This is a genomic window from Dulcicalothrix desertica PCC 7102, assembly GCF_003991905.1.
In the GTDB taxonomy this organism is placed as follows: domain Bacteria; phylum Cyanobacteriota; class Cyanobacteriia; order Cyanobacteriales; family Nostocaceae; genus Dulcicalothrix; species Dulcicalothrix desertica.
This window is the reverse complement of sequence record NZ_RSCL01000071.1, coordinates 1-13210: the sequence shown is the minus strand read 5'-3', so window position 1 is coordinate 13210 and position 13210 is coordinate 1. Positions and strand designations below refer to the sequence as shown.

The window sequence follows — 13210 nt, the reverse complement described above, 5'->3', positions numbered from 1 at the left end:
TCACTGACTCTGTTGGTGATGTTGTACTAAACATTGAGAATGTCTTAGATGTTCAAAAATGTCCAGGTTAAAAGTATCAGGTACTCCTGTGGATTTTTAAAAGATGATTACCAGGAGCCAAAACTTGCTACAACGATTATGACTGCCTCTATAATTGCAGCTTACCAAGTAGAAGTTGCAGTACAGTTGTTGCTAGGAGATAGCAACCTCAAGCCAGGAACACAATTAATTTTGCCAGTTAGTGTTCCAATTGGTTTCCGTACAATCGAATTTAGCTTGGATAGGGAATGTCCAGATCATTGGTCAATCCTAGAAACCCAAGACACCCCTTACCAACGATTTAGCCTTGACCATACACCTAAACAAGTGGCAACCAAACTTGATCTGGGCGATGATTGGAAGCTAGAGCTACCTTTTGATTTCGTATCAAAGCTTACTTGTTATAAATGTGGATATGTTGAACCTATTCAAAAGCCTCTTCAACAAATAAAACAAGGTCAGCTTAAATGCCCCCAGTGTGGCGAATCCCATAGAATAGCTACACAATATTTCCAGATTACTAGTGTATCTGAAGATGCTGAAAGGACATTTTCGACTTTTACTTTATGCGACCAGGAAGTTATTCAGTATATTCATAATAACCAGCGCATCAACATTGAGTTAGTTTCTGACTATCAAAATATTTAAACTGCAAAGCGAAATCATGATAGATAATACATTAATACAGCAAGTAGACACTTTGACGAATCAGCTTTCTTTAAAAGAAAAGGTAAATTTAGCAACTAGCCTGTTGCAGCAAGTACGTGATGAAAAAGTAAGAAATTTATTTATGGAATGTGGGGAAGTAACTTTGACATCAAAAATTATAAATTATGGTCACAAAAATGTCATTAAAATTTCATTTGAGTGGGAACAATCAAACTTTTACCGAGAGGATATTACCGTGACCGTAAGAACTTGTGATCAGACTTTTCGTAAATCAGCTGAAGTTCCAGTAGATATGTCTTTGGGTGATTTTCGACAAGCAGCACAAGAGATGGTTGGTTTATACGCTGTCCCTTGCACTTTGGTTCTAGAGAAAACGAACAAGGCAGTTGAGGATAATGACACATTCCAAAGCGCTGGTATCGAGCCTGGTACTGTATTTGTTATTACGCCTGAAGCTGAAGGTTAAGAGGTACGCTTATAATAACCAGCGCGTCAATGTAGATTTATTTGCTAACGATACAAGTATTTAAACTGGAGAAAACAATAAATTATGGAAGGCATAACCGTAACTGTGAGAAATCTTAGTGGAGATTTTAGAAAAACCACCGACGTTCCGCTAGATATGACTCTGGGTGACTTTCGACAAGCAGCACAAGAGATGGCTGGTTTATCCACCGTCCCTTGCGCTCTAGTTTTAGAGAAAACCAACAAAGCAGTAAGAGACAATGACACTTTCCAAAGTGCTAGCATCCCGTCGGGTGCTGTATTTATTCTGACACCTGAAGCTGAAGGAGGCTAAATTATGTCTATTCGTGACGAAAGATTAACAAACGACTATCGAGCCTTACAAAGACTCTGCGCTTTTAATGAACCGGTTAAAATCAAAATACTAGAAAAAAGGGGTGAACCTCCAGATTATTATCGCATTCAGCTTTCTAACTGTAAGGGAGTAGAGTCAGTAAGCAGTAATATACCAAAGTATCGAACAGAACATATTATTGTTATTAGCAATTTTCCATCTGAATACCCTGACCCAGGAAAGCTACCTAATGTGACAATGGAAACCCCAATTTTTCACCCCAATGTATTTTCACATGGAGGATTTTGCTTCAAAGGGGGTGAATTAGAAAAACTTAATCAACCTCTAGATGCTTTAGTAAAGAGAGTTATTAGCATGATCCAGTATGAAATTCGTCGTTTTGGAGTACCAGCTAATAGTAATGCTAGAGACTGGGCAAATATAAATCAACATCTATTCCCACTGAGTACAGATTCAACTACTAGTCAGTCAAAGCCGAATCTTACCTGGAGGTAAACTTATGTCCAAACTCAAGTGGCGTGATTCTGAAGATGTCTACCAACCCATTAGTCGTCATCTTCAGGATTTTTTAAACGAAAAAGAAGCATCATTTGAACTAAATATTGGATGCTCTTACGCGACTCTCAGCAACAAGCCAATGAATATTTTCATTGTTGAAGAAGCTGAAGATGAACTTAAAAAACATTTAACCATAGACCCTAACAACGAAACAGGAGGTGTTTTAGTTGGACAAGCTTACTTTTGTCCAGAAACCAAAAGTCATTATACAGAAATTTTAGGGTCGATTGCGGCACCGTATACAGTTGGTAATCGAGTTCACTTTAAGTTTACTCCTGAATGTTGGCAGGAAATACTTAAAATTCAAAAGCAAACTTTTCCTAATACTACAATTGTAGGCTGGTATCATTCCCATCCTGGTCATGGAATTTTTCTCTCTGGTACAGATTTGAATACACAGAGATTATCTTTCAAACAGGTTTGGCAAATTGCTACTGTTTATGACCCGATACAACATAAGATAGGCTATTTTTACGGGGAAAATGGGAGAAGAATTGAAAATTCTTGCCTTATATATATTAAAGACAAATCATCTGTATTGCCTGAAAATATCGAGTCAGAAACAAATATTAATTTACAGCCAGAGCAGTTAAGTAATAGCAATGCACAAGTTATTCAAGAGCAAGGAAATAGAAATAGAAGTCAACCTGTATTATATGAACAGCGAAGTCTATCTCCAGATGCCGAAGAGGAAGATGAAATATTATCAGATTTAGATAATTTTTTTCTTAATATTAGAAAACTAGTGCAACTTTTTATTAGCGTTTTTAAAATAACACCATGACATGGCAAGATACATTTGAAAATTGGGGATGGGGATTAAGAAACTTATTCGGGGGAGGAGAAACTGTAATTGGTCCTAACGAGCCTTTACCTCCCACAGATATAAATGTTAGAGATATAAGAGACTATTCTGGAACTGCTAGTATTAACGAAATTACTAATATTCTTGACAGTTCTAGTTCTCCATTTAATCAAGCTAGAATTATAAAAAATTCAGACAGATTTGCAACACAGCCTGTTTTTAATTTAGGTCGATTCTTGGAAATATCTGGGGGTAGAGCTAACCAAACTGAAAATATTTGGTTGCAAGAAAAATCTATTTATAAAAATATAGCAATTATTGGTCCTCCTGGTTCTGGCAAAACCGAAGGGTTAGTTATTCCGGGTATTAAAGCAGCTATTGATGCGGGTTTATCTAATATAGTGATTGATGTAAAAGGTGGTTCATTAATAGATAAACTCGGACAATATGCGGAGCAGAGAGGAGTTAGAGTAATTTATTGGAGCGCGCTTCCCCAGGAAGCTTATCGCAGCCATAGTATTAACCTTCTAGACAATGTTAGCTCTCTACACGAAGCGAAAATACTCGCTAAGTCTTTATATGGCGCCACTGATGACTTAGGGGAAAATCGGAACTTCGCCATGAGAGATATCTCTTGGATTGCTCAGTGGATAATGCTGGTTAAGCATATTTATGGTAATACAGCAACATTAAGTCATATTTACCAAATCGCTGAAAATCCTGTAGAAAGATTAACAGAACTTTTACAACAATCCCAGGATGCTCGATTACAAAATTCAATTCAATCTCAAATAAGATTGATGCAAGACAGTGATGATTCAGAGCAAAGTTTTACGTGGGTTATTCAAGATGCCATTAGCTTTTTTTCTTGGTCTAATTTTGAACAAGTAACACAACATAGCGACATTTTACTAAGGGATATTCAAGAAAGACCTACTTTACTGGTAATTGGTGCTGAATTAGCAGGACGTGATATTTCTAAAAAAATATCGTCTGCTCTTATTGATGTTTTAATGACCATATTCTATGAGCGATGGACTCAAGACGAAGAAGGTACAGGTATTATTTTCTGGATAGACGAATTTCCCAGAATTCAAAAACAAATTGATATTGCGGAGTTTAGCAGCGTAGCTCGTTCGGCTAGAGGAAGTATAGTTATTGCCGCTCAAAGTTTAGAGCAAATTGAGCCAGATTATCGAGAACAGGTTATGGAGAATTTTGATACTGTTGTTCTCTGTCGCGGTGTTGGTTATGGGGCAGCAGAGTGGCTGAGTAACCGAATCGGTTCCCGCAATCAAAATCAGAGAAAACGTAGATATCACGAACCTAACCCACAAGATGAACTTCCTTGGTTACGGACTCGCTCAGAACGACAAAGGTATGAAAATTGGCGTGAATCTACTGCTGTACTAGATATTAGAGAAATTCAGTATCCCGTTGGAAATGAGTATGTGGCTATTGTCCATTGTAGACAAGCTTGCCGCAAACCTTTTCTAGTGGATTACGAAAGAACGTTAGAACCAAGTATTATTTGGCAACCTTCAGCAAGATTCAGATTAAATTGGCGTGATACCGCGTCTCAACCACGAGCTATTACTGGTTCAAATTATCCCAGCTTGAACTGGCGTGATAGTGATGTTGCGGAAGAAGCACCGGAGCAGGAAAGAAGTAGGCGAAGATTAGACTGGCGAGATTAATAAGTTGTATATGATTTGAGAGATATTTTTATGTCAGGCAATATAAATTGGAGCCAAGCACAACAATTAGATAGTAATAGTGGTCTTTGGTTTAAGTTCGGAAAAGATAACAATGGAAATTGGCACATTTTATCTTCTGGCGATAAGGACAGTCTAGAAAAAAACAGTGTTACATATCACACCCACCACTGGCAGAGTAATGGACAATGGTACTCTCAAGGCAGGCGAGGAAATAAACACACAATTGGTAAAGACGGGCTAATAGAAGGAATTACAAGACAAAATCAAACAGGAAGGCTTGATTTAACAGAAGCCGAAAAGCAAGAACTTAATTTAACAAATGAGGAAGAACACACCCTTACACACAACGAAGTTAAAAAATTAGCAGATTACAGAGCGCGTCAAGCTTATGGTAATGCCGGATATGGAGGTACTAATCATGGTGTTGAAGTAGATAGCAACGTAGCCGAGATTCTTAATAAGCAAGTTCAGCCGTATCAAACTTCTACACAACCTAAACCATCCTTAACTTGGCGAGATGAAGATATTACAACAGCCTCTGTATCTGAGTCAAGTACAAAAACATTAACTTGGCGAGATGAAGATAGTACAACAACCTCTGAACCCATAACACACCAACAAAATTCATCTAAAAAAACTAGAAAGTCAACGCGAAGGAATACAAGATAATTTAAGCTATTTACCTAAAACCTCAGTAAATATTTGGAGATGGAAACTTTTGAGACTGGTGTTAATTGTGCTTGGACTGGACATAAATTTCGCGCTAATGAGCGAGGAATGAAATGTCTTAACCCGAATTGTCCACGGGTTATGAAAATTTCTGCATGGAATGAAAGAAGACGCTGTTTTTGTGGAAGTACTAACGCTGTTGAAGCGATAGCGTTTTCTAGTATCAATCCAGTACAAACTCAAGCGAACATAGAACAAATTCACCTAACTTTCACAGATATAGAAAATTCAAGAATAGAAACTTTTGAGGCTGGTGTCAAATGTCCCTACACAATGCACACTTTTGCATCAGGTGAACGAGGAATGAAATGTCTTAATCCGAGTTGTCAAAGGGTTATGACAATTTCTGCATGGAATGAAAAAAGACATTGCTTCTGTAGAAGCACTGACGCTGTTGAGGCAATAGCAACGACTTCTCACCCGACAAATTTAACCATTAATCGCCAAGTTACGAGGATACCTATAGATTGGCGCGACACTACTCCTGCAAACACTTCAACAAGTTCTACTAACCCTATAAATTTAGGTAATACTAATACTCACATTGGACAGTTTTCAACATCTAATCAGACTAATATAAATACCAATATTTCTAATAATACTAATAATCCCTCTACAAATAGTTCAAATTTATCTTTAAAATTACTGAAGCTTGTTGGAGTTGGAGCTTTTTTATTGTTTGTTACATATACAACACCACTTAAAAATTTAATTAACCCTCTATTTTGGCAATCTTTAGTCTCACAAGAAAAATTTCAAGTATTTAAATCCAATAGAAAATCCCCAGATAAATTTTTGCAAGATTATTACTCACTTATTAATAATCGTGAATATTCAACAGCATGGAATCGTTTATCTGCAAATTTTAAAAATAATAAATTAGTTAATGAGGCAGGTTATACGTCTTATACAAACTATTGGAAAACTATTGAAAGAGTAGAGGTTTTAGACACAAATATCGAATTAAACACGGAAGAGAATGCTAGAGTATATGTTCAAGCTAGATATTTTATAAAAGATAAAAATAAATCTGTTGATGAAGCTCACCGTTTATTTTTAGTATGGGATAAAAAAAATAGCAGTTGGCTAATTGATTCTCCTAGAAATTTAGAAACACTTCTAAGAAAAGTTCCTAAAATTACCAATTCTTCGCAATTACGTGCATTAAATCGCCAAATTTATAACAAGATTAATCCAGCTTGGACTAATCGTTCTAGCCTAACACAAGATTGGACCTACCGCGTGGGTGTGGTGGCTGATGGTACAGTCGTAGGTTACGAGGCACTTAGCAAAGAGGCAAATTACGCAGCAGGACAAACTCCCTTACCTAACTTACTTTATGGTTCTGATAAACGTGATGGGATAATTAATGAACCTATAGCTCTATTTAGAGTAACTTTTCGCAAACAAGGGCTTCTGGAAGTTAGCCCTTGGCTGTGATATTCGAGGACACCAAATAAAACCGAAACAAAAATCATAGACTTCTATGGGAATCGCACTTGTGTCTATCAAAGTCAACGCGAAGATGCACAAGATAACTTGAGTCATTTATCCAAAATCTTATCAAATATTGGAAATGGAAACTTTTGAGGCTGGTGTCAATTGTACTTGGACTGGGTATACATTTCGCCCTAGCGAGCAAGCAAGGAAATGTGTCCAATGTTCACGGGTTATGAAAATTTCTGCATGGAATGAAAGAAGACGTTGCTTTTGTGGAAGTACAAGCACGGTTCTAGCATTAGCTCGTCTTAGTACCAATTCAATACAAATTCAAACTAGTGAAGCGCAGACTGCTTTTACTCATAGGAATTCAGAAAATCATACACTAGAAACTTTTGAAGCGGGTATAAATTGTGCATACACAATACACTCGTTTACATCAGGTGAGCGAGGGATGAAATGTATGAATTGCTCACGGGTTATGACAATTTCTGCATGGAATGAAAGAAGACGTTGCTTTTGTGGAAGCACTAACGTTGTTGAAGCGATAGCAACTACCCTTAACCCAACAATTTTAACTACCAATCCTAGACATAATCCTCAAACTTCAGGTACATCAAATACTCAGAGAACACATATAAATTGGCAAGATAGCACATCTGCACAAAATTTAAGTTCCTCTCAGATACCTAGTAACCCAAACAATCCTAGAAGGAATGATACTTTCCTGACACGGCTTGGCTATGTTAGTGCTGGAGCTTTTCTATTTTTTATAATATATGCAACTCCTCTTAAAAATTTAGCTGACCCTTCATTTTGGCAATCTCTATTTCGTAATACTGCTGTAGAGCCTAACAGTCAGTCGGTTCCCATACCAAATTCTTATCCAAATAAAGATGATCTAAATTCAGAAAAAGGATTAAACTACACGAATTTACAAAAACTACTAGCAGCAGGAAATTGGTTTGAGGCTGACAAAGAAACCGAACAGGTAATGTTGCAAGCTGTCGGTCTTGGAGAAAGCAATTCTATCAGTTATAAACGACTTTCGAGTTTTCCTTGTACAGATTTACTCACAATTGATAATTTGTGGAAAAAATATAGTAATGGACGCTTTGGGTTCAGCGTTCAAAAAGAAATTTATCTGAACGCTGGTGGGAAGCCTGATAGCAACTACTACGTAGAAGCCTGGAAGAATTTTGGAGATAGCACCGGATGGAGAGTAAAAGGAGAGTGGATCAAATATGGGTCATTAGAGGGTATTAATTTTAGTACTTCAGCCCCTCCAGGGCACTTACCATATAAAGTCCATTTGACTATGGGAGCTAGAAGACCCAATGATTTAGGATTCTTCCCTCGTATGTATAGTTGTAATTTGTAATATTTACCGTTATCTCGCTTTCCTTTGCAATATGCTCGCGCGTTAACATCATTAAACTCTTAACGTGCAATACAGGCGCCCCCTCTCTCCAAAAAAACGGCGCCAATTGTCCCCTGACCAGTTATCGTTATGTATAACGGGGCAGGTAAACAAAACTCACTTATGAGCCGAATCATCGCAGTCTTTAACCAGGCGGGAGGTGTTGCCAAAACCACGCTTACTCAGAACCTGGGCTACCAACTAGCGCAACTGGGACATCGTGTCCTGCTTATTGACATAGACCCCCAAGCCAGTTTAACTATATTTATGGGCTTGGTTCCGAGGCAATTAGAACAAACTGTCCACAATGCTATTGTGGAGGAACAACCCCTGCCTATTGTTGAGAAAATTCATGGTATGGATTTAGCTCCTGCTAATATTTCTCTCAGTACGGCGGAAATGCAATTGGTTAATGCTTCCATGCGGGATTTCCGCCTCAAAGAAGCTATCGAACCAATTCAAGAAGATTATGATTTTATATTGATAGATTGCCCTCCCAGCTTGGGGCTGCTTTCTTACATCTCGCTTGTAGCTGCCACTCATGTTCTTGTGCCTCTGGAAACCCATTTCAAAGCTTTTGAGGGCACAGGTGAACTGTTAAAAACGGTGGCTACAGTTCGTAACAAACCGAACCGTAAACTGCAAATAGCCGGATTTGTGCCCACAAAATATGACGCGCGCAATTCCCAGGACACTCGTACTTTAGCAGCCATCACGGAACAACTAGCAGGCGCCGGAACTGTCTTTGCCCCCATCCCTCGCTCTACTGCTTTTGTTGATGCATCAGAAGAACGAATGCCCCTTGCGGTGTATGAACCAAAGCATCCATCTGTTCAAATTTTGAAAAAAATAGCCGTTAGCTTAGAGTCATTACAATGAGACGCACTAAAACCAGCCAACCCCTTAAAAGCAAAATCGAAGTACCTTGGGACACTACAGGCGCCCTTAATTCCGATTCTCAAGTATCTATTTCGTTAGACAGGATTTCTCTGCCACCGACACAACCGCGCCGTTATTTTGACTCCGAGGCATTAAGGCAGTTAACTGAGTCTATAAAACAGCATGGCATCTTGCAACCTTTATTGGTACGTATTGTTGATGCAGGAAAACTCGAATTAGTAGCAGGTGAGCGACGCTACCGTGCTGCATTAGAAATAGGATTAAAAGAAGTTCCCGTCGTTATTAGAGAGTTAGACGAAAACGCAGCTTATCAACTGGCACTGATAGAAAATTTACTGCGAGAAGACCTTAACCCAGTTGAGGAAACCGAAGGCATCCTGCAACTGCTGGCTCTTAAACTAGGTCGAAATCTTGAAGAAATTCCGCCATTACTACGGCGCCTGCAACACGAACGCAAAGCATCTGCTAAGTCTTCCAATAACGTTATTGGAAAAAAGAAATTCGACTCATTATTATCTGAAGAGGACACAGAGTCGGCGCCGGATAATTTAGATGATAACGATGTTGAGTCAAATGTATTAGATTCTGAGGAAGTTTCCAATAACGTTATTGGAAAGGGAGACGATAAACCAGAAGCTGATAATCAAGTAAATCCAGACCTTATTATTGTTGAAGAAGTGTTTGATGGCTTGGGGTTAATGACTTGGGAATCGTTTGCTAATAACCGCTTACCGTTGTTAAACCTTCCAGAAGATATCCTTGAGGCACTACGGAAAGGCAACCTTGAGTACACCAAAGCCAAAGCTATTGCCCAGATTCAAGATAAGGATGAACGCACAGCCTTTTTAGAACAAGCTATTGCCCAAAACTGGTCTTTAAGCGAAATCAAGCAATATATCAGTGAGAATAAAGCCCCAAATACCCAAAAAACAGAGCCGAACAATTACAAAGAGCGCTTTACTGCTGCGACTGCCAAGTTAAGAAAGTCGCGTATTTGGTCTGACCCATCTAAGCGCAAACAGGTAGAAAAGTTGCTTGACCAATTGGAAATGCTGGGAAATGTGGGGTAAAAGGGTGGCGGTTAAACTCCTCGTTCTCTTATCTACCGTCACCCGCCAGCACCCAAGAAGGGTGTGGCTAATAGAACAAAGCCCACCTGCGTGGGCTAAAGAGACTAGTCCACGTAGGTGGGCTTCGTATCAATAGCTCCACCCTTCTTGGGTGTGAGCGGTTATCATCCCGCTTAAAAAAGAGACGCAGTTTTGGCGCCGAGTGCCATTTGTTTTATAGGTAGAGGCTGCTCCGAAATTCTTCGCGTTCTTATAGCAAAAGCTTCATAATAAATAGAGGAAGTAAATAATTTTCTCTTTTTCCCTCTCTATTAAAAATAGGAGTAACTTGATGTTTGCTCATAAAATAGAAGCTGTTTTAGCTGAAGATGGAACTTTAACACTGCGTGGCTTACCTTTTCATGCAGGGGATGCTGTGGAGGTGATTATTCTAGAAACTCAAACTCCACAACAGACTGTTGCATTACCCAGCCAACCAGAGGCAAATCTTTATCCATTGCGTGGGAAAGTAGTTCGTTATGATGACCCCACTGAACCAGTTGCTTTGGAAGATTGGGAAGTTTTGCAATGATTATACTTGATACACATATTTGGGTCTGGTGGGTTGACGGTAGCGAACGATTAACCAACAAACATCAACAATATATTGAGGAATATCAATCTCAGGGTTTGGGAGTAAGTATTGTTTCTTGTTAGGAAGTTGCTAAACTAGTAGAAAAAAATCGGCTTGTTTTTTCCTGCCCAATTAATGAATGGCTAGAAGCTGCTTTGGCTTACCCCGGAGTACAACTATTAAATTTGACTCTACCGATAGTAATTGATTCAACACAGTTAAGTGGATTTCATACTGACCCTTTCGACCAAATAATTGTAGCGACAGCAAGGATTAATGGTTGCCCTTTATTAACTGCTGATGGGAAAATCCTTGATTATCCAGACGTAGAAACACTGTCGTAGTGTCAGAATAGAGGTATAAGAGCTAATCTACAACTTTTAAAAATTATGAACATCCTAACTTAAGCCCTCGATATGAGCAATTTATTCAAACATAAATTGCTGGAGGGAAATACGAAAATCCGGAAGTAGTTATTAGCAAACGCAAAGTAAAAGTAAATATGATCATACGTAACTACGCTAGTTGTAATACCTGTAGAGAAAAGTATATCTTACGGGCGGGAGTTGGCACAGAAAAATACCAGCTTCATAGTTTTGATTGTAAAACTTGTGGATTGCCAATTTCAGTAGTTGTGAGAGCAAATCCTCCTAGTGCTTATTTTCAAGCAGAGGAAAATGTAACTATTGAAGAACATGAAGATAAGAATGCAATTGTCATAAATTTACATCCATTTTTCGCATTCAATAAAGATGAGATTCATGACCGAATGGCACTGCCTTCATTGTTATACATGAACAAAATAACGCCGTATTTACGATTTGTTTCAAATAGAAAATTTCTAGGAATAGAAACCCAAGATACAGGGCTACAATTTAATGTACCAAATGCAAGTCATCTTTGGACTACAGTTAAAAACATCTTTTTGCTAAAAAATGGAGATGGGCAAGATAAAAGAATTAAAAAGGCGATTGAGTATTATGAGAAACAACGACAAAAATATTTTTCAGAAACGCGAGTATCAACTCCTAAAGAAGTTGCAATCAATTTCTTTGATAGTCTCTTTTATCCACGTTTTGAGCAACTTGTAAAACCTGTGATTGAATTGATTTATTCAATTAAAGATAATCACCCAGAGAAGTTCGCAAATTTTTTACAGTTTTACTTAGATAATCTCCAAGCACAACATAATCGACAATATCTCTCAATTTTTTCTGATTATTTTAAGATATATAACCAATTAAGCCAGGTTGTTGTACATTCACGAATTGGTGATGAAGATGTTGATGATAAGATAATTGGGTCAAAAGATTTTGAAAATGTAAAGTTGTATTATGGTCAAGCATATGAATCTATAACAAGCTTCTTTGTAGTATTTGCCTGTTTAAATAATATTTTTCTAGGAAGAGATTACGACCAGTTTCAGTCAATGACGTTGAGTAAATATATGAAGGATGTTAGCAAAGAGAAAAGAGCTAATCCTTTTGAACATACCAAACAATTTTATACTTTCACAGATGGCTTAGACAGTACATTAAGAAACGGGTCACATCATGCCTCAATATGGAGAGATGGAGAGAATATCTTTTATAGAAGTGGTGGCACTGGCGCTCAGAGAGAAATTGCATATAGTCGCTATCTTCACTTGTGCAATAAGCTAACCATCTCGTTGGCGGCATTATTTATTGTTGAGCTTGAGCTAAAAGATATTTAAGCCGAAGTTGGTTTGACAAGCGATACGCCGAACATGCATGTTTACCCCTTATCACTCCAAGCCATGATTGAACGCATTAGTTCGGGAGGACTGCCATGAAAGTTACCACCAAAGATAGTCAAATACTCAAATCTGTTAGCCCCGATGTCTTGCAGGCACACTTACAAGCAACAGGTTGGCACGAAACCGGACGTATCTATGATGATGCTGGGTCAATTTGGCGCCTTAAAAAAGATGCCGCGACTGAATATGAAATCTTGCTACCTCTCCAACGTGATTTAGGTGATTATGCCGAAAGAATCAACGACATATTAAAAACATTATCAGTAGTAGAAAATCGTGATCATGTTGATATATTAAGCGAATTTATTACCAATTATCCCAACATCACCGTGCAAGGTGTGGTCACGCAAATCGCTACTCCTCAAACCGATACACTCAGTGGAGAAATTACTTTACTGTGTGCAGTGTTTGATAAATTACAAGAAATTCAAACAGACCTCGCAGACCATGATTACATTTTAGCTATTAAAGCCTATCAGGAGCGTTTACCAATTAGCTGCACAGGTGATTTAGTTAAAGAAGATAATCATTTTATCCTGAAAAATACGCGCGTGTTTGCAAATCAATAACATTTAAGAGCCACATAGACGTGTAGTAAGCGGTTATAGAGATTTGGAGTCTTTGTTCGCTCGCATAGGACGACTAAGCAGGG

The 13210-nt window shown here is 38.3% G+C and carries 14 protein-coding genes and 1 pseudogene; all 15 read left to right on the top strand.

Translation table 11 applies throughout. The features are described 5' to 3' along the window. Positions 1–138 precede the first annotated feature (138 nt). The 15 genes and pseudogenes from DSM106972_RS50310 to DSM106972_RS50240 all read left to right on the top strand — a co-directional run bounded on the left by DSM106972_RS50310 (position 139) and on the right by DSM106972_RS50240 (position 13127). Positions 139–687: a hypothetical protein gene (locus DSM106972_RS50310; protein ID WP_127087741.1), complete on the top strand. Its 549-nt coding sequence runs from the start codon at positions 139–141 to the stop codon at positions 685–687. A 16-nt stretch (positions 688–703) separates the two neighbouring features. Beyond that, positions 704–1174 carry a hypothetical protein gene (locus DSM106972_RS53010; protein WP_201800912.1) on the top strand — a complete coding sequence of 157 codons (471 nt, stop codon included), beginning with the start codon at positions 704–706 and terminating at the stop codon, positions 1172–1174. Between the two features lie 84 nt (positions 1175–1258). Further along, on the top strand, positions 1259–1507 hold the full coding sequence (locus DSM106972_RS50300) for a hypothetical protein (RefSeq protein ID WP_127087740.1): 249 nt from the start codon (positions 1259–1261) through the stop codon (positions 1505–1507). Positions 1508–1510: 3 nt separating this feature from the next. After that, positions 1511–2023, top strand: a complete 513-nt coding sequence (locus DSM106972_RS50295) for a ubiquitin-conjugating enzyme family protein (protein WP_127087739.1) — start codon at positions 1511–1513, stop codon at positions 2021–2023. Positions 2024–2027: 4 nt separating this feature from the next. After that, complete coding sequence (locus DSM106972_RS50290; protein WP_127087738.1) at positions 2028–2870, top strand: M67 family metallopeptidase; 843 nt, start codon at positions 2028–2030, stop codon at positions 2868–2870. Beyond that, complete coding sequence (locus tag DSM106972_RS50285; protein ID WP_127087737.1) at positions 2867–4588, top strand: type IV secretory system conjugative DNA transfer family protein; 1722 nt, start codon at positions 2867–2869, stop codon at positions 4586–4588. Before DSM106972_RS50290 ends, DSM106972_RS50285 begins: the two co-directional genes overlap by 4 nt. Positions 4589–4618: 30 nt before the next feature. Continuing rightward, entirely contained in the window at positions 4619–5278 is a 660-nt protein-coding gene (locus DSM106972_RS50280; RefSeq protein WP_127087736.1) for a hypothetical protein, read from the top strand. A 39-nt stretch (positions 5279–5317) separates the two neighbouring features. After that, positions 5318–6778: a hypothetical protein gene (locus DSM106972_RS50275; RefSeq protein WP_127087735.1), complete on the top strand. Its 1461-nt coding sequence runs from the start codon at positions 5318–5320 to the stop codon at positions 6776–6778. Positions 6779–6914: 136 nt separating this feature from the next. Then, a complete protein-coding gene (locus DSM106972_RS50270; protein WP_233786996.1) occupies positions 6915–8159 on the top strand; it encodes a GUN4 domain-containing protein in 1245 nt (414 codons plus the stop codon). A gap of 162 nt (positions 8160–8321) precedes the next feature. Beyond that, positions 8322–9077 (top strand): ParA family protein, encoded by a 756-nt coding sequence (locus DSM106972_RS50265; protein ID WP_127087734.1) that lies wholly within the window; start codon positions 8322–8324, stop codon positions 9075–9077. Further along, positions 9074–10168 carry a ParB/RepB/Spo0J family partition protein gene (locus DSM106972_RS50260; protein WP_127087733.1) on the top strand — a complete coding sequence of 365 codons (1095 nt, stop codon included), beginning with the start codon at positions 9074–9076 and terminating at the stop codon, positions 10166–10168. Before DSM106972_RS50265 ends, DSM106972_RS50260 begins: the two co-directional genes overlap by 4 nt. 331 nt (positions 10169–10499) lie before the next feature. Further along, on the top strand, positions 10500–10739 hold the full coding sequence (locus DSM106972_RS50255) for a hypothetical protein (RefSeq protein WP_127087732.1): 240 nt from the start codon (positions 10500–10502) through the stop codon (positions 10737–10739). Then, positions 10736–11125: pseudogene (locus DSM106972_RS50250) on the top strand (type II toxin-antitoxin system VapC family toxin). The gene DSM106972_RS50255 and the pseudogene DSM106972_RS50250 overlap by 4 nt, the downstream one beginning before the upstream one ends. 158 nt (positions 11126–11283) lie before the next feature. After that, on the top strand, positions 11284–12495 hold the full coding sequence (locus DSM106972_RS50245; protein WP_127087731.1) for a hypothetical protein: 1212 nt from the start codon (positions 11284–11286) through the stop codon (positions 12493–12495). Positions 12496–12590: 95 nt separating this feature from the next. Continuing rightward, complete coding sequence (locus DSM106972_RS50240; RefSeq protein ID WP_127087730.1) at positions 12591–13127, top strand: hypothetical protein; 537 nt, start codon at positions 12591–12593, stop codon at positions 13125–13127. Positions 13128–13210 lie beyond the last annotated feature (83 nt).